The organism is Anaerocolumna aminovalerica (genome assembly GCF_900115365.1).
Classification (GTDB): Bacteria; Bacillota; Clostridia; order Lachnospirales; family Lachnospiraceae; genus Anaerocolumna; species Anaerocolumna aminovalerica.
In genome coordinates this window covers 23,691-43,468 of sequence record NZ_FOWD01000022.1, presented here as the reverse complement: position 1 = coordinate 43,468, position 19,778 = coordinate 23,691, and the positions used below count along the sequence as shown (strand labels likewise).

Genomic DNA, 19,778 nt, shown 5'->3' with positions numbered 1-19,778 from the left:
GCTCCATGTGGACACAAGCCATATACTTTAGTTTATCACCGTCGGAAAGGTGACTCTGAAACTGGTGCCCTCAATCCCGGTATTTAACAGAACAATAGTACCACCCATTAATTCTGCATGTTTTTTGGCAAGTGACAATCCTAAGCCGGCTCCGCCACTTTCTCTTGCTCTATTTTTATCCACCATATAAAAAGGTTCAAACACTTTATGAATCAATTCCTTGGGAATACCGATACCGGTATCGGATATTTCAATATACACCTGATGAGACCATACATAAGCTTTAATAAAAATGGCTCCGTTTCTTTTATTGTATTTGATGGCATTGTCCAAAAGGTTAATCAGTACTATTGTCAAACTGTCTTTATCCCCTTCAATATAGGCTTCATTCAGATCACTATTAAGCCCGATTCCAAACTTATCCATCCTGCCCTTTAAGCCCTTTAGCACCCGCTCAATTGCCTGCTTAACCGCTAATTTTTCAAATTTCAATTCAAAATCATATTTCTCCAGAGAAGATAATTGTAATACCTTATCTACCATTTCATATAAACGTTCGGTTTCACTCTTAATATTGGCTATCGAAGTTTGCAAAAGTTTTTCATCATCCGGATACATTTCTAATAAATCAATATATGCCTTAATTGAGGTTAAGGGAGTTTTAAATTCGTGGGTCACGTTACCAATAAACTCCTTCTGCTGCTTATCAAGCAGAGATAATTTATCAACGGCAAGCTTAAGTTTATTCTGTTCGGCTTCCATACCCTGTATGGTTCTCATAATCTGCCCGCTCATTGCATGAATTCCCTCACTTAATTTACCGATTTCATCCTTACGTTTTAATACGGTGGTTTCATAGTGACCTTCCCGTATCTTATCCACCATCTTATCAAGCTTTATTATGCCGGTAGCAAAGGAGTTATAATATATATTGCCAAGAAAGAAGCTCAGAATAAATAAACCAGCTCCTATATAGATAAACAACTGCCTGATATTATTATAAAATGCATGATGCTCTGATAGAGAATAATAAAATTGTATGACACCTACCTGATCATTTCCGATTTTTAAAGGAGTCAGGTAGTACAGTGAATCTCCTTCCATAAGATACGCAGTCTTATTATTTAGTGCATATCCCAGTGTTTTCTTTATATTGTCCGACTCCGTATCCGTCACTTTTTTACTGACCAGTTCTCCCTGCCTATCATATAAAACCAGGGGTAAACCACTGATCAATTCCAATTGCTCTGCAAACCTCTGCCCTTTTTCTGATAGAAAGGTCTGGGGCACCTTGTTTTCTTCCGATAAAATACTCTGAATAAAATACGTATTTGCAGTCTTCCCCTGCCCGGCTAAATACTGTTCATACTGATTTTGTTGGTTACTTTTTATGCCTCGTAAAACCAGCAGACTTAGTAAAAAAACTACCAGAAGCAGCAAACCAGCAAGAAACAGACTGAATTTTATTTTTATACTAATCTTCACTGCTGCCTCCTAAGGCTTTATAGCCAATCCCGTAAACCGTTTGAATTACATCGTCAAATTCCTTGCCAAGCTTTTTCCTAACCCGCTGGACATGAATATCCACAGTACGTGTTCCTCCAATATAATCCATCCCCCATATCAGATTAAGAAGCTGCTCCCTTGTATAGACCAGGTCCGGATTAGACAATAAAAGAGCTAGCAGATCATATTCTTTCGGTGTCAGATCCAGGGATTTATCTCCTGCAAAAGCTGTTCTTTTATTGGTATAAAGTACAATTCCTCCCAGAATAACCTTGGCAGACTCCTGCTTCTTTTCCGCAATCTGCATTCTCCGTAACAAAGATTTTAAGCGTGCAAGGAGTTCTCTCATATCAAAAGGCTTTGTTATATAATCGTCCGCTCCCAGTTCAAGTCCCAGTATTTTATTAACAATATCCTCTTTTGCTGTTACCATGATAACTCCTATCCTTCCTTTATCCTGGAGCTTCTTAAGAATTTCATATCCGTCCAAACCAGGAAGCATTACATCTAAAATAATGGCATCCGGATGAAACTCCCCCAGTTTCTTCATAGCTGCTTCTCCATGATAAACAGCCTCCGCAATATACCCTTCCCTTTTTAACGCATACATAATTGCATCTGCTATCTTTTTCTCATCCTCTATCACCAGAACTTTTTCATTCATTACGCAACCACTCCTTTTCGTCGGAAATATACATTTTCTTTATAATAAGGTACATCAAATACATAATTTTCCACCAGGTAATTCTACCCTTTCTACCCTTTGTATATATAAATATTCTGGGGAGATACAACTCTTTTATATCTCGGTAAATTATTCGTACAGATACCTAAGTCTCTTTACCAATTTGAATTTACCTCTTTTATATTAAGCAATTTCAACAAAATTTAAAATAATCCATATGATTTCGTAAATCTTACTTAAAATCTTGGGAAATAATCAATTTTAAAAGTTTTATTAAACTTATTATACTATAAAAACCCCCACTAAGGATGAGATGATTTTTATTAATTTTAATTTTATAATAGGATAGGAAGGTTAATTATGATTGTTCAATTTATGAAATAAAATGGATTGCTTTTCTATTAAGGCTAAATCAGGATTGATTGGGTTTTTTGGCAATAAAAAGAGCCCATGCTTCTCAAAAAGAAAAGCATAGACTCTTATGTTCCAGTCTGATGGGCTTATTCAAGCAGACAAACAGCCTCAATATGGTTATGCTACCGCTTCAAACTGACTGTTATACAGTTCCTCATAGAAGCCACCCTTATCAAGTAGTTCATTGTGGCTGCCGCTTTCAATAATGTCACCATCCTTCATTACAAGAATCATATCGGCGTTTTTGATTGTGGAAAGCCTATGGGCAATAACAAATGAAGTTCTTCCAACTGTTAACTTATCCATTGCCGCCTGTACGATGCGCTCGGTGCGGGTGTCCACCGAACTGGTTGCTTCGTCAAGTATGAGTAACGGCGCATTCTGAATCATAGCACGGGCTATAGTGATAAGCTGCTTTTGTCCTTCGGACAGACTGGCTTTGTCGTTCAAAATAGTATCGTAGCCATCCGGCAGAGTCTTGATGAAATGATGAAGACCAACGGTTTTACAAGCCTTAATAACTTGTTCATCGGTAATACCTTGTTTACTAAAAATAATATTCTCCTTAATAGTACCTTCAAAAAGCCATGTATCTTGCAAAACCATACAAAATTGTTCATGAACGTTCTCTCTGGGCACTTGGCTGATGGGTGTCCCGTCAAGGAAAATTTCACCGCCATCCAATTCGTAGAACCGCATTAACAGATTCACAATAGTAGTTTTACCTGCACCGGTTGGCCCCACAATTGCAACCTTCTGTCCCTGCTTTATCTTAGCGGAGAAATCGTTGATAATTGTCTTTTCGGGAGTATATCCAAATTTGACATGCTTAAACTCAACATTACCTTGTATATTCTGTAAAGTCTTAGCCTTATGGCTCTCGTCCTCAAGCTCCGTTTCATCCAGGAATTCAAATACACGCTCTCCGGCAGCGGCTGCTCTTTGTAAGTTATTTGCGGCCTGTGCCATCTGTGAGAGTGGCTGGGTGAACAAACGAATATACATCATAAATGCAACGATTACACCGAAAGAGATGGTACCGTTTATGGCCAGAGCCGCGCCAACTACGCAGACAGCCACATAACCGAAGTTTCCAATAAACTGCATTATAGGCATCATAAGCCCTGATAAAAATTGTGATTTCCATGCACTGTTATATAGGTTCTCATTGATTTCTTCAAAAGTTTTCTTTGCTTCTCTACCACCGTTATATACCTTAACCACATTATGGCCGGAATAAATCTCCTCAATGTGACCGTTAATACTTCCTAGACTTTTTTGTTGAGATACAAAATGTTTTTGGGACTTTTTCATGATAACCATCATTAAAACAAAACCAATCAAACTTGCTCCTACTGAAGTCAAAGCAAGAATCCAGCTATTATAAAACATCATGATCAAAGCGCCAACAAACATGGTAATGGAGGTGACAAGGGATCCAATGCTTTGGTTCAGGGTTTGCCCGATGGCGTCAACATCGTTGGTAACACGGCTGAGCACATCGCCATAACTGGATTTGTCAAAGTATCTGAGGGGCAGACGGTTTATTTTCTGGGAGATGTCTGTACGCATAGTTTTTGAGATTTTCTGGGTGACCGTAGCCATGATAAAGCTCTGTGCAAAGCTCAGCAGAGCCGAACCTGCATAGAAAAATACTAACAGCCATGCGATATTTATTACCGCATTCATATCAATGCTTCCAATAATAGGTTTTCCATTAATCAAAGCCGGAAGCCCTTTAGCAATCTCGTTTGTCATATCCTTGAGCTTATCCGGGCCGACGATCTGTAGCAGGGTACCGATAGCTGCCGCTAATAAAGCAATGATAATTGCCGGTACATAAGATTTGCTGTATTCTATCAGTTTCGCCCATGTTGCTTTGAAGTTTTTCGGTTTTTCCACTACGCCGCCCATACCCCGGCGTCCGCCCATGGGCATTTGTCTTTTCTCTGTATTCTCACTCATGATACAAGCTCCTCCTCACTAAACTGTGACATTGCAATTTCTTTGTATACTTCGCATGATACAAGAAGTTCTTTATGGGTACCTTTACCTGCCATTCTGCCCTCGTCAAGAACAACAATCTGGTCAGCATCCATTATAGTTCCAATACGCTGTGCCACAATCATACTTGTGACTCCGGCAGTTTCTTCCTTTAGAGCTCTGCGCAGTATACGATCGGTTTTATAATCCAGTGCGGAAAAACTGTCGTCAAAGATATAGATTTCCGGCTTCCGACAAACAGCACGAGCAATGGCAAGCCGCTGTTTTTGTCCACCGGATATATTGGTACCGCCCTGAGATATATCCCCTTCATATTGCCCGTTCATAGATTCCACGAAATCTGTGCCTTGAGCAATCGAAACAGCTCTTTTTATTTCATCAACAGTGGGGGCTTCTTTTCCGTTCTCACCGTATCCAACATTAGAACTGACTGTACCTCTGAATAAAACTGCCTTTTGGGGAACATAGCCGATTTTATTGAATAAGGATTCTCCGGCATAATCTTTAACATTCACTCCGTCAATCAGTACCTCACCTTCCGTAACGTCGAAAAAACGCGGTACTAGATTAATTAATGTGCTCTTACCACTTCCGGTAGAACCGATAAAAGCTATGGTTTCACCTTGCTTTACAGTAAAACTGATATTCTGCAAAACATAATCAGCAGCACCGGGATACTTGAAGCTTACATTCTTGAACTCAACCTCCCCAATATGTCCCGGTTTTCCACTATGTTCCCTGCCGTCAAGTATAGTCGGCTCAGTGTCCAATACCTCGTTAATACGTTTGGCGGACACAGACGCTCTTGGGAGAATTATAAACATCATTGCCAGCATCATAAATGACATGATAACTTGCATGGCATAAGAGGAGAATACAACCATATTGGAAAAAATAGCTAGTTTATCCATTGCCTCAGCATTATTGATTAAGTATGCGCCAATCCAGTAGATTGCCAGGGAAAGCCCACTCATAATCATGCTCATCATTGGCATCATAACAGCCATACCACGGCTGGTGTAAAGATGTGTTCCAGTTAAATCATCATTGGCTTTTTCAAACTTTTCCTCCTGATAAGCTTCGGCATTGTAAGCCCGTACAACACGTAGTCCTGTGAGGTTCTCACGGGTAATTTTATTTAAGTTGTCTGTCAGCGTCTGCATTTTCCGGAACTTCGGCATAACAAAGATCATGATGAAAGCGATAGTAGCAACTAGTATCAAAACTGCGGCTCCGGTTATAAGGGACCATTCAAAACCTTTGCCTGCAATTTTAGTAACTGCCCAAACTGCCATAATAGGTGCTTTTATAATCAATTGAAGCCCCATTGTTACAATCATTTGAATTTGTGTAACATCGTTGGTGGAACGGGTAATAAGGCTGGCAGTTGAAAACCTGTTGATTTCTTCCATAGAAAAAGAATCTACTTTGGAAAACAGCATGCTTCGAAGCCTTTGTGAAAATGACGCAGCAATACGTGCAGCAAAAAAACCTACAACAATGGCAGATGCAACACTTCCCAGGGCACAAAGAAGCATGTATCCCCCTTGCTTCCAAATGTCGCTCATGGCGCTTCCCGGCGTTTGCACAAGCATTGTAATCTGGGACATATAATCAGGCAGTTTCAAATCCAGCCAAACCTGTGCCACAATGAACACAAGGCTGGCAGCAATCTGAAGCCATTCTTTTGATTTTAGATATTTAAAAATCTTTAACATTTATTGATTCCTGCCTTTCCTAATAATGATACATACTAATAGTGTTAGTAATCTGAGTATTTTTTACGGCCGCAATATCGGCCGCATTATTCACAATGTGTAATTTTCGGTGCTAACATGGCCAGCTTTCCCATAATTCTCACCAATTCTTTGGCGTCATGCTCACCTAACAGCTCCAGCATCCGCGCTGTATTGTTAACAACCATTTGATTATGTTTTTCTGCCAGTTCTTTTCCTTCCTGAGTAAGTTCAACCAAAATCTTTCTTCGATCACTTTTGTCAATTTGCCGTGTGACAAGCCCTTTGTTCTCAAGGCTGTTCAGCATAGCAGCAACCCTTGCAGAGCTTATATTCATTTCATTGCTGATCTCACTTGGCAAGACGATGTCCCCTTGTCTTAAAATATATAGTATGGCAAAAGCTTCTCCCTGCATGGTTTCATCAATTTTCTTTTGATGCCCCCGCTTCCGAAACTGGTAAGAGTTATGAAGAAATTGTTTTGCTAACTCCATGTAATCCATTAATACACACCTTCTTTCAATAATAGCCTAACACTGTTAGTATTTTAGCCTGTTATATATTTTTTGTCAAGATTTTTTTTAATTGTTCTTCTTTTGCTCCAAAGCCACTATTATAGTGGTGGATCAACCATATTGGTTTTTATGAAAACAAAGGCACCAGAATTTTCATGCTGATGCCTTTGGATTTCCTCTATTCTATTTGTGTTTTTACAGTTTCATCTAAATCATAACGTGCCAGCTATAAAGCCCCTGATCCCTGTCTTTCAATAATGTTTTCAATCAATTCTCTATCATCTAATGTGGAACCGTGACAGCCAATCTGTATATTAGGCTTATTCTTTCCGTGAAAATCACTTCCACAGGTAATCAGCAATCCGTTTTGTTTCGCAACATTAAGAAAATAAGTTTTTTCCTCCGGAGAATGATAGGATGAAAAAACTTCAATACCATCAATACCCTCCGCTATGATTTTGTTTAGCACATTATAATGATTGGATAAATTTTGACCGGGATGAGCTAATACAGAAAATCCATTTGCTTTATGGATAAGCTTTATCCCGTCCGGTAGGGAGATATATCGGATTGGTACGTATGCCGGTTTCCCCGGAGAAAAGTAGTCCCAATAGAGCCGAACATTTGGCATATCGCTTTTTACTCCGCCTGGCAAATATGGCTTTAACACCTCGAACTCTGAGGCATTTTCTTTTGCCAGAACAATCTCCCCGATTAGTTCTCCTGTAATAATGCCGCCTTTTGCGGCGGTAACAACCTCAACTATGCTAACCGGAATACCGGTTGCTTTTCGAAATAAGTGGATTTTTTCCTCCGCCGCCCCCATCTCTTGGGTAAATATGTCCTGCTCAATTTCTGAAAATTCTCTTCGTGTATGGTCAAAACTGTAACCTAGTAAATGAAAATTCATGCCTTTATAGGTGCAATCCAGCTCCACGCCGGATATAACGCGAAGTCCTGCATTACATTCAAGTGCATCGGCTACAGCCTTTACGGAATTGTGGTCTGTAATAGACACCAGCTTCATTTCTAACCCTTTACACCTATCTAAGATTTCTGTAACTGAAAATTCACCGTCATCACTGTATTTCGAATGAATATGCAAATCAACTTTTGACATTAAAATTCCCCCTGATACTTTGCTGCGGCTTTCCGCGCTTTTTTTCTGTTACTCCTTTAAGAATTGAACATCATCAAAAATCCTGCCTGCCGTAAGAAAAGCCATGCCCTCATAATAATCATGCCGGATATCCGGTGAATGGAGGATTTCAGCAAGCATATTATGGGGAAGTGAGGCATACAAGTTATCCCTGATTGCTCCAATGCATTCTTTTCTAAAGTCAGGTCCTCCAAGGGCAACATACTTGGGATTTAGGATACCGTATATCCAGCAAATGATTTTTGACACAAGCATGGAGTATTGGATATCGAAAGTATAAGCTTTAGTATTATTTCTGTCAATATTGTATTTAAATATTACTTATTCCCTTTCCCCTAGCAACCAGCACGCTATGAATCAATGTAGAGGAACTTCCATTTAACTGCCGTCCGATTTCCTCAATCCTATTGATTGTAAACCATAAAAACAAGGAACTATACTATAATCCGATGCCTTTCTCCGTCGTCCTCCAACATAACTCTGTTCCCCTGTACCAACCTGTCATCCACAATGATTGTTTCCGTTGTCAGCATTCCCTTGCTTCTGCTCTCAACTCTGATTTCATAGAGTGAACTGCCATACTTATATTCAATGGAAAAATCGCCAAAACTTGCCGGTGTTGCCGGATCAATGATCAGCTCATTCCCCTCTTTACGAATGCCTAAAAACCAGCTTAGCAGCCCCTGATACATCCAGCCTGCGGAACCGGTATACCAGCTCCAACCACCTCTTCCGGTATAGGGGGGGCTAAGAGATATATCAGCTGTCATAACATAAGGTTCCTTTTCGTATCTAAGGGCATCCTTCCGGTTTTTCGTAATGTGAATGGGATTAAGTATGGTGAACAGGGTTTCTGCCATATTATAGTCATGGAGCATGGATGTAGCAATCGCCAGCCAAGCTGCCGCGTGGGTATATTGGCCTCCGTTTTCCCGGATACCGGGGATATAATTCTTGATATATCCTGGGTTCTTGCTTGTTTTATTAAAGGGAGGTGCCAAAAGTAAAGAAAGTGCTTCTTCCTCCATTACCAGATAACGCCATGCCGACTGCATTGCTGTTTTTGCCCGTTCCTTCTGCGCCCCTTTAGATATCACACTCCAGGACTGGCTGATGGAATCTATTCTGCACTCATCATTTTCCTTTGAACCAAGCTTCGAGCCGTCATCATAAAAGGCCCGAAGATACCACTCCCCATCCCAGGCGTGTTCTTCAATGCTTTTTAGCAGGGTTTCCCGCTTCTTCTCCAGTTCCTGGCCGTAAGCCCCATCGCCTTCAAGATAACACAAAGGAATGAAGTCACCCAATACGGTATATAAGAACCAGGCCAGCCAAACACTCTCTCCCTTCCCCATGATTCCTACCTCATTCATACCGTCATTCCAGTCACCTCCCCCCATGAGAGGAAGTCCGTGTTCTCCAAAACCAGTCCGTTGGATGGCTTTTTTACAATGTTCATAAACACTTTCGGAACGCTGGGATATTTCAGGGGTAAACATTACATCATGCTGATCTTCCTCCAGTACCGGACCTTTGATATAAGGCACCTGCTCCTTTAAAATTGTGGTATCTCCGGTACTTCGGATGTAAGCGGCAGTGCAATAAGGCAGCCATAGTAAATCATCGGTTATTCTCGTTCTTACCCCTAACCCCATCGGAGGATGCCACCAATGCTGGACATCCCCTTCCTCAAACTGCCTGCTGCAGGCAATTAGTATTTGACTGCGCAGAATATCTGATTCTGTAAAAAGAAGGGAAAGGGTATCCTGAAGCTGGTCCCGGTATCCATAAGCCCCTCCGCACTGATAAAAGCCTGCTCTTGCATTAATACGGCAGGATACAGTCTGATATAGCAGCCAGCCGTTAACCAGAATATCAATAGCCCTGTCTCTCGTCTTCACCTGAACTGTCCCTAATAACCTGTTCCAGTAGGCTTTCACCCTATCAAGCTCCTTTTCTGAAGCGGTCACATCCCTGTACTTGTACCTGATTTTATATATCTCGTTAAGGTTGCTGCTGTACCCAAGTCCGAACAATACAGTCTTACTTTCCTGGGGCTGTATTGCCACAGATACCTGAATTGCTCCGCAGGGATCATAGCACACTCCTGTATTACAGGATAGCTTGACTTCAGCTCCCCGAGGTTCCCGGATACTGCCTGTCTGTCCCAGGAACTCCTGCCTGTCTCCAGTATAACCGACAATCATCTCACTGGAAAACAGATAAGGATAGCTGTTTTGAAAATTCAGGGTGTAAATATTCTTAGCATATAAATATTCGTGCTCATTGTCATAAGAAGTTAGAACATAGGGACTGGTTTGCTCCCTCTGGGTGCCAAGAACCCATTCCACATAATAGGTCAGGCTTAAATATTTTACTTTATCAGAGTGATTTGTCAGCTTAAGATTCCATAGCTTCAATGATTCATCCAGAGGAGTAAAAACCGTCAGTTCCTGATTAAGGAGTCCTTCCTCATGAAGGAATTTGCTGTAGCCAAAACCGTGTCTTACCCGGTAAATGCCCCGGTCAGATCTTCCAAGGGACATGGGCGTTATCACCTCACCGGTTATTTCATCCAGAATATAGATCGCCTCGGAGGCCATGTCACTTACAGGGTCGTTGGACCAGGGTGTAAGCTTATTCTCCCTGCTGTTGATACTCCAGGTAAAACCCCCGCCCGACTCCGATATCTGGAAGCCAAAGTTCTTATTTGAGACAACATTAATCCAGGGTGCCGGCGGTCTGTTATTACCTTCCAGCAGAATTTCATACTCTCTGCCCTCACAGACAAATGCCCCGAAGCCGTTAAAAAATTCATAATTTCCTGTTTCTTTCTCCTGTATCGTTGGTACATATGCTGTGTTCAAAGCCTTTTCCTCCTTAAAACCTAATATTCCTCAAGTAACTCATACTGATTTTCTTTTACATTGGTAAAATAAATTCCCGTCTTCTCTGAAAATACCACCCGGGCTACCGTGTACAGCAAATCAATTTCCGCCGGTATCATATCATAGGTATGCAATGTAAAAAAGCTTGGTTTCTCGCTTCCGGAATCATAAATCCGAAGTGAACTTGTCATATCATTAATTAATTCATCTACTTCTTGAAGATAACCATGTTTAGAATCAATAAGGATAATCAGATCCACCATAACACGGTTGATTCTCAGATATTCGTAAGCCTTTAATACATCCCTTACGATTCTTTCCTCATCAATGGAGCGAACCGTTAAAAGCAGAATGGGATTATCGCCGGATACGCCGAATTTCCATAAGAAACTTTGATTCTTAAAGTTCCGTCTTATATTTTCATCCGGCCCCCGATAAATACCTGCAGGATAGAAGATGGGGCTGATCAGATCCTGAAAGGCGTTTAGCTGAGCCCTTGTTATTTCCAAATACTTTAACTCCAGGTTCTTTTGAAGCCGGAATTTCTCCAGGATATCATCAATCCGGTAACATACATTCAATTCCCCTCCTATTTTTATTGCTTCCTCTTTACTGTTACACACTCCGGTAATGAAAGAAATACAGGCTGTTTCACCCGGCTCTATGCAAAACTGCGCCCGCAGGCTCATAATGGGATCATTGCAAAAGCCCGAATTATTGAAAAAGGTGATACTGTTAACTACTGAATCCGGATTTTCTAAGGTGTTATTTCTTCCTATAAAGCGCTTTCTGTCATTTTCGTATTCTACTTTTTTGCATAACTTTCTTCCTGTTCTTACCATATGCATAAGATAAGGATTATCCTCCTCCTTCTTGCGCCGTCTTTTTGCAAGAAAGATTTCCTGTTCTTCCAAATACTCACTTTCCAGAAAGAGTTTATTAAAGGCAGGATGGCTTATCTCTGCCAGATGGGTATCATCCACCACCTCCAGATAACTGGTCACTTCCAACTGTTTTTCTTCATTCCCGTGATTGGTAAGTGTGACCTTTCGTATCTCCAGATTATGATCCGCATCCAGGCTTACGATCATGTGTGTTGAGATATCCCCGTCCCTCCGTTTAAATTCCGCTTTATGGGGACAGTATACTACCTGATAATCCTCAGGCTCCGTCTTTGTAGGATGATAGGTGGTACTCCAAATCTTCCCCTGCTTCATATCTTTAATATAAATATAATTGCCTGTATTTGCATAAATATCCGATCTCCAGCGGTAAAGCATCCGGTCATCATATTTACTGAAACCGTCCCCATCAGAAGTTATCATCAGTGAATACTTGCCATTTGACAGATAATTTGCAACGGTTGGATTCACTGCCACACTGTTAACATATCGATTACTGTAAATAATTTCTTTAAAGAGAGGTTTACCGATCTTTATTGTATATCCACGTTTGGCAATGGAAATCAAATGGGACTGGCGTTTTTCCTCCAGTAAGACTTCTGTTGCCTTTATCATCATCTCCCCATGAAATCTTTCCCTAAGGATACCCTTATTCAGATAATTATTAATGGCAGCCAGATTCATCCCCTGATGATGGGCCATATAGGATTTCACAATGCAATAGGGTGTCAATTCCACAGAATTCGGTACGTTAAAATCTATAGATTCAAAGAAACCGTAATCCCCAAAGGCTCCTAATTCCTTCAGCCGCTTAAGATTTCTCATGGATTCCTCTCCTGCGATATCCAGTGCCAGCATTGTTGCATAGGGAGCAACCACAAGGGGATTCTTACGGACCGGCTGAAGCCTTATTTTTGGAACACCGAAGGCTTTGTACTGGTAATTTGAGTGTAAATCAAAACGGTAATATTGGGATTCTGATATACCCCAAGGTATATCGGAATCCTTTGCATACTTCATATGCTGGAATACCGCTGCTCTGGAGGTCTGTGCATAAACTGAGCCTTCATATTCTTTGAATACAAGATTGGGCATCAGATATTCAAACATGGTACCGCTCCAGGATACAAAGCACGGAATACCTTTAACGATAGTCAGGGGTCTTCCTAATTTATTCCAATGTTTTAATGGTACTTCCCCCATCGCTATGGCAAGAAGGCTTGTAAGTGCTGATTCCGATGCCATCAGGTCGTAACAACCCTCATCCAGCATGTGGGAGGGTACGTGATATCCGATATGGAATAACATTCTCTTTTTGTTGAATAAAAAACGAAAATCAACATTTTCTAAAATATTATCTATTTTATTACTAAGTTCTATAATCCGGTTAATCATGGTATTAGCAAATTTATTTCCCTCAGCTGCAATACGGCGAAGGGTAGGATGGGAGGAAAAACTTTCTTCCTTCAGCTTTAAAACCGCAGCTTCAATAACAAAACTATCAATGAGGTTCATCAGCTTCCGGGTATAGCGGTAATCTTTTACTGGTCTAAGATCCCTCTCGTTTAAATTTTCCCATATATCCGCAACATCTTCTATTAGCTCACCTATCCTTGTATAACCCATTTTAAGCTCATTTCCCCCAGGCTTTCCTGTTCTTTGCTGAATTTCCTTATTGCTGTTCTTTACCGCAATCTTAAGTTCAGAAAGAAAATTATCCGGATAAACTGGTTTGTCAATCTGTTCCAGAAGGCCGTTTTTTAAGGCCACCAGATGTCCCAGGAAATTACCGCTGTCTACAGTCGATATATAGGCAGGATCCAGAACTTCCAGGGTTTTAATATGATACCAGTTATAGAGATGTCCCTTCCATTTCGGCATTTTCTGAACTGTATCCATTAGTTTTTCCACGGCTTCTACCGTAGAGCTGAGAGTTTCAAACCCAAAATCCCTTGCTGACAGGATTGCCAAAAATTGAAGTCCGATATTGGTGGGAGATGTTTTTTCACTGACTTTTTCAACTACCCCAATCTGGTAATTATCCGGACAAAGCCAGTTATTCTCCTTGTTAGTAAAATCCTTAAAAAACTGCCAGGTTCTGCGGGCAGTATCCAAAAGTACTCCTCTGTCCTGCGCTTTATCCCTCTGATGATGCTTCTTTTCCGGCTGGCTGATACGGTATGCAATTTCAAAAGCAATGCTCCAGTCGGCAATAATGATTACTGACAGAATAATTCCTGCCGGGCTCAAATATCCCATGAATAAAATCATCAAAATTGCCAATGCCGGAAGAAGAGAGCTCCACATAGTAAGAAAATATCCTTTTCTGGTATTTATAATGGAGGCATCTACTGATTCTGCCGTATTCCAGCGAAGCAGATCCTTTTTGCTGATAAAGATCCGATACAGGGTTCTGACAATTGCATCTGATGCCACATAGGCACGGTAGGGAGTGATTGTAAACTCCAGGAATGCTCTTTCCAACATGGCAGCAAGCTCCTTAAAAAAGCCTTTATAAACAAGAGCAAGCTTTGGCCGGATCAGCTTCTGGGTAATTACTGCAAGCAATAAAATAATCAGGTTAAATATATCATTAAAGAAAACCAATGGTATCCAAAGGTAATATGCTTTTGGCATCCATGCCAGATTCAGTAAGACGAACAGAGTTTTACTTAAGGGAACCAGGCTTCGTCTTAAGTTGTCAAAGATTTTCCATTTTGACAATGGGCTTAGGCATCTCCCGTCAGGGGTCTTCTTCATAAACAACCAGGGCAGCAGCTGCCAATCCCCTCGCAGCCATCGGTGTTCCCTTTTGGTGAAAGATAAAACGCTGTTAGGGAAATTGTCCATAATCTTAGCAGTACTGGAAAAAGCCGTTCGTGCATAACAGCTCTCAAAAAGGTCATGACTGAGTATCCGGTTTTCCGGCACCTTATTATGAAGGACCTTGTGAAAGGCTTTAATATCATAGATGCCCTTCCCGATATAGATACCTTCGTTGAAAATATCCTGGTAGATATCCGATATTACAGTTCCATAATGAGCAAGTCCCGATTCTCCTCCAAAGATTTTCGTAAACCTGCTGCCGTTCTTATCTGCAATATGATTTCTTACCGAAGGCTGAATTATGACATAGCCCTCCTTTACCTTTTGATCTACGGGATCCAAAATTGGTTTATTTAAAGGATGATCAATCAATCCCACCAGTTTTGAAGCATTGTCACGAATCAGATTCGTATCTGCATCCAGTGTAATAACATATCGGAAGGTGGTAAGAAGCTCATCATCACAAAAAACGGAAGAAAAAGTGGTATTCTCCTTTTTGACCCCATTTAAAAGGTTATTAAACTCTTCCAGCTTTCCTCTCTTGCGTTCCCAGCCCATATAACAGTTCTCCGCCTCATTCCATTTGCGGTAGCGGAAAAATAGTGAAAACCGCTGGTGTTCTGATGGGTAGAGTTCATTCAGTTCCTCCATACGTGCAACAAGGGCACTCTGGATCACCTTATCCTTCGGCATGAACTGGCGGGGAGAATCCTCAAAATCAAGGAGCAATGCATAGTAAAGGTTGGGCTGCCGGTTTGCCAGATAATTCTTCTGAAGGCGGTTCATATACTCAATCCCCTGTTCCTTGGAGGAGACGATAACTGGCATGACTACAAATGTTCTTGCTTCCTCAGGTATTTCTTTCAAGTAATTAAGAGAAGGAATCTTCTTAACCATTATTCTTCTGGTAAATATAAAATTAGTAATCTCTATGGAAATACCCATTAATAGCGGCATTACCACCAGAAGGGTAATTACAGACCGGATGGTAAGCTGTATGGCACCAGAGGTTCGGAAGCCATAGAGCAGGCAGGCACTCAGCCCCAGAATAATAAGGAACAGAGAAAGGAAGTAAATGATGCCCTTTACATTTTTCTTTTTCTTTAGGTTTTGTGGGATAGGTTTACCTAATACCTTTGCTTTCAGAATAGGGTAACCCTTGCCCAAAAGATAGGCACCCACATGATGAGAACAGTGCAGATCCTCCCTTCCCTGTATTGCCAGTTCCAGACAATCTTTCGCTATCTTTTCCTCCGCCAGCTGATAACGGAGGGATAATTTAACGATAACTCCCCGGTACATTCCCCGGGCTTCCAAATCCATCTTTGAATAAACACCGTCCGGATCCTGTGACAAAATCTGCTCCAGGCAGGAATATTCTTCAAAGAATTTTTCTTCATCCACTTCATCAATATCCCTGAGGCTGACAATTAAAGTCCTGATATTCGTCTCAAGGAATGATTCAATCCTTCCTTCCTCCAAAAATATGTCAGAGGTTTTTACCTGTCTATCTAAGGAAGCAAAATGATATTCCAAATACCTTTGAATGGATGCTTCATTAAAAGACATATTTTTCAGCAGGTATATTACATGGGCATGAAACGAGTAATTCAGTTTCAGGTTATCTTCTATTTCGCAAAGCAACGCCGATATATCTACCAATCCCTGCTTCTCCTCCAGCTTTTCCCTAAGGAATTTATCAGCCTTTGACTTCACATCAATTATATGAAGAATCTCATCCGCAATTACAATGATTTCTTCAAGAAGGCAAAATCCCAGCATTTCCGGCAAAACCCAGATTTCCTTGTCCGTAAGTGAAATCTTCTGCTGATAAGCCTTCAGCATCACAGAAATATTTTCTTCACTTAGGTGTCCGCCGGTAAGGGCCACCATTTTCTTAGCCACAACATATATACGTGGAAAGTTACGGTATTCCTTTACCTTCAGGATTGGCAATACCGCATAACTGTTTCCCGAGGTACGCACTTTTTTAATCTCCCGGTACATCATCTGGAAATTGTCAAAGAGCCAGCGTGCTGCCGGAATCAGGGAAATAATATCAGTGGACAGGACAGAGATGCTGTCCCTAATTTTATTCAGTTTTTTATAGGCAGCCTGATTATAGTCATTAAGAACAAAGCTGTATCCGATTAGTCTGACCTGATCATGGCTTTCTGCCAGATCAAGCATCTGTTTCTCCCATTCACTGTGACCCGGTTTTTCTCCTTCATCAGGTAAACAAACGGGAAAATGTACTTTTTTACCAATATGGTTGTACCTATAATATAGCATTAATAAAACAAAACAGATCAATGCAATTAATATCAATAAAATAATCAGCAAAAACGGTGAATTTATATAAAAATTAATTCCTTCCAACAAGATGATCAGCAATTGAAGCTCCTCCTTATTTAAGAAATCCTTTGACAAGATTAGTATCTTCTTACAGATAGTTTGTCTGTTTTTCCAAAAAAAATAGCACAATATTATATTGTGCCAATTTTTATGTTTCTTATTAATTTCCTGTCAGATTTATAAAATTTATACAAAATTTCTTGTTCCTACGAACCTTGGCCATGGCTAAATATCTATTTAAGGTAGTTTGTATGACTATAATTTTCTTCAGTTTTTATTTCATGTATAATTTGATTGCAATCTTCCTGAATTTGAATCCAAAAATTACGAAAAGGAAACTGATCTGAAAAATAGGATTCGACTTTAGTACCATAACTACCATTTAATACTTTTTCAATATGAAAAGAGGGCCATTGGTTTAAATAACGCCGCTCCTCTGTTGAAAAGGTTTTATTGGGAAGAACCAGATGTAATATAAACATAGCAAGTATAAATAAAATTGGAACCATATCTAGAAAATTCTTTATAATATCAAAGTATTTTTTATTATTCATTTATGAATCCTCCCTTTAAAATCGAAAATATATAAATGGGTTATAGGTGGAAGCGACCATATATGCTGTTGAAAAGAACAACAGTATGCAATAATATATGTTAACGGCTAACCTGTAAAAATTACTATAGGTATTTCTAAAATACAATGACACTTTCTTTGGCCATGGGGAAGCGGCAATGATACAAACCATATATAATATGATATAAGATTTTAGTTCAACAATTGCTTGATTATCTGCAAAGGAATTTACCTTAATTCCAAACATGAGCCTCAGAAAGCAAAATATGTCCGTCAGGTTAGTAAATTCAAAAAATACCCAACCTATAACAACAAAGAACAAGGAGTATATATGCCGAATAGCCTTTGGCCAAACCATCATACTTTTACGAAAAACTACTTTTTCTATAAAAATTAAAGTTCCAAAATATAATCCCCATAAAGCAAAATTCCAGCTTGCACCATGCCAGAGTCCTGTGAGGAACCATACGATGAATAAGTTCCGTATCAGTTTCCACTTACCGACACGGCTTCCGCCTAGAGGAATATATACATATTCCTTAAACCATGATCCCAGAGAGATATGCCACCTCTGCCAAAATTCCGAGATACTTTGTGAAATATATGGATATTGGAAATTTTCTTTGAAATGAAATCCAAACATTTTTCCTAAACCAATGGCCATATCTGAATACCCACTAAAATCGAAGTAAATTTGTAATGTAAAAGCAATAATTCCAGCCCATGCCATGACCATTGAAATTTCTGTACCTGGCATATTTTTTACATTAGACCAGAATACACCTATGTTGTTGGCAAGAAGAACTTTTTTTGCAAGTCCACATAGGAAACGCCGTATTCCGAAGGAAAATTCCTTTAAATTAACCCTCCTGTCAGCTAACTGTCTTTCAATATCTCCATAATTTACAATAGGACCTGCCACTAACTGGGGAAACATAGTTATATAAAGAGCATAAATTATCAGGTTTTTCTGAGGCTTTGTTTTGCCTCTGTATACATCAATCACGTAGGATAGAGACTGAAAGGTATAAAAGGAAATTCCTATAGGAAGTGCTGGTGTTCCCCCATTCAATTTCCAATTGCCCATGGATGCTATTGTACTTATGATCATGCCAAAATATTTAAAATATGCAAGGCAGCCTAAATTGAACACCAGGCTTATAATTAAATAAAACTTATTTTTTCGATTACAGATGTCATTTCTACCAAAGAGAGTTGCTATATAGTAATTAATTATTATAGATATACACATCAATAACACATAGGCAGGCTCTCCCCATGCATAGAAAAACAGGCTTGCGACCAGCAGAACAATATTCCTGAGATGCTTTCCTGAAGAATAATACAAAATGACTGTAACCGGTAAAAAAGCAAATATAAAAAACAGACTGCTGAAAACCATATGTCCACCCCCTATAATGATTTAGAGAGTTCTTTTAGCCATATGTTATAAAATTCTTTCTTGAAATGAACACCATCTTCGGCAAATAAATGGGTATTTTCCTTTACTATTGTTCCTATGTCAACATAATCTACCGATAACTTGTCTGCTAACTCCTTTATAAGTTCATTATATTCATCTATTCCTTCATAGCGGGGTTCTTGTTTTATTGTCTCCTGTGTTACAGGTGTTATGGATTGAAGATATATTTTACAGTCAGGAAGTTCTTCCTTTATCGAGTTGATTAATTTCGTTAAATCATCTCTGAATAATTCTTTAGGATCATCCACAGGCATGAGTATGTCACAGGATCCTAACATGATAAAGACGTTATCCGGTTTCTTTTCAACCAAAGTGTCAATATCATCATAAGTAAAACCGGCTGTAGCTCCCGCCCCGGCTATTACATTTTCCAGCGGTAGAATTTCATTAATGGCAAAGCCCTCGGTAATGGAATCTCCCATAAGTACACTGTTCTTAAAATTAGCTGCAATATCTTTTTCGTCCTTTGTGTTCCCGCAGGCAGTTACACCAACCAGTAAAATACCTATTAGGAAACTGATCATTATTTTTTTCATATAAAAACCTCTTTTCTTATTTGATACATAGATATTACATCTGTTTGATGCAGAACAGATGCAGATAGGATAAAGTTTAGATATTAAATAATTATTTTAAAATAACAGCTATGAAGAATTCTCCATAGCTGTTTCATCGGTTAAATCTTAATTTTTGAATAAGAGGTGTTGCAATTAAAGTATATATCTTTCATA

The 19,778-nt window shown here is 39.7% G+C and carries 12 protein-coding genes; all 12 read right to left on the bottom strand.

Translation table 11 applies throughout. The annotated features are described in order from the left end of the window. Positions 1–27: 27 nt before the first annotated feature. Entirely contained in the window at positions 28–1,485 is a 1,458-nt protein-coding gene (locus tag BM183_RS12765) for a sensor histidine kinase (protein ID WP_091687262.1), read from the bottom strand. Further along, entirely contained in the window at positions 1,475–2,170 is a 696-nt protein-coding gene (locus tag BM183_RS12760; protein WP_091687261.1) for a response regulator transcription factor, read from the bottom strand. Before BM183_RS12760 ends, BM183_RS12765 begins: the two co-directional genes overlap by 11 nt. A 552-nt stretch (positions 2,171–2,722) precedes the next feature. Further along, positions 2,723–4,570, bottom strand: coding sequence for an ABC transporter ATP-binding protein (locus BM183_RS12755; protein WP_091687260.1), 1,848 nt, complete (start codon positions 4,568–4,570; stop codon positions 2,723–2,725). Continuing rightward, the gene (locus BM183_RS12750) at positions 4,567–6,327 is read right to left on the bottom strand and encodes an ABC transporter ATP-binding protein (RefSeq protein WP_091687259.1); all 1,761 of its coding nucleotides are present in this window, start codon (positions 6,325–6,327) and stop codon (positions 4,567–4,569) included. The genes BM183_RS12755 and BM183_RS12750 overlap by 4 nt, the downstream gene beginning before the upstream one ends. A gap of 86 nt (positions 6,328–6,413) precedes the next feature. Then, a complete protein-coding gene (locus BM183_RS12745) occupies positions 6,414–6,848 on the bottom strand; it encodes a MarR family winged helix-turn-helix transcriptional regulator (RefSeq protein WP_091687258.1) in 435 nt (144 codons plus the stop codon). A gap of 238 nt (positions 6,849–7,086) precedes the next feature. Then, complete coding sequence (locus tag BM183_RS12740) at positions 7,087–7,980, bottom strand: PHP domain-containing protein (protein WP_091687257.1); 894 nt, start codon at positions 7,978–7,980, stop codon at positions 7,087–7,089. A 48-nt stretch (positions 7,981–8,028) separates the two neighbouring features. Next, entirely contained in the window at positions 8,029–8,274 is a 246-nt protein-coding gene (locus BM183_RS12735) for a hypothetical protein (protein ID WP_091687256.1), read from the bottom strand. Between the two features lie 179 nt (positions 8,275–8,453). Next, positions 8,454–10,886, bottom strand: coding sequence for a glycoside hydrolase family 94 protein (locus tag BM183_RS12730; protein WP_091687255.1), 2,433 nt, complete (start codon positions 10,884–10,886; stop codon positions 8,454–8,456). Between the two features lie 20 nt (positions 10,887–10,906). Next, positions 10,907–17,029, bottom strand: coding sequence for a glucoamylase family protein (locus BM183_RS12725; protein WP_091687254.1), 6,123 nt, complete (start codon positions 17,027–17,029; stop codon positions 10,907–10,909). 194 nt (positions 17,030–17,223) lie between these two features. Further along, entirely contained in the window at positions 17,224–17,544 is a 321-nt protein-coding gene (locus BM183_RS12720) for a DHHW family protein (protein WP_091687253.1), read from the bottom strand. A gap of 15 nt (positions 17,545–17,559) precedes the next feature. Beyond that, positions 17,560–18,966, bottom strand: coding sequence for an MBOAT family O-acyltransferase (locus BM183_RS12715; RefSeq protein ID WP_091687252.1), 1,407 nt, complete (start codon positions 18,964–18,966; stop codon positions 17,560–17,562). A gap of 11 nt (positions 18,967–18,977) precedes the next feature. Then, entirely contained in the window at positions 18,978–19,583 is a 606-nt protein-coding gene (locus tag BM183_RS12710; protein WP_091687251.1) for a GDSL-type esterase/lipase family protein, read from the bottom strand. Positions 19,584–19,778 lie beyond the last annotated feature (195 nt).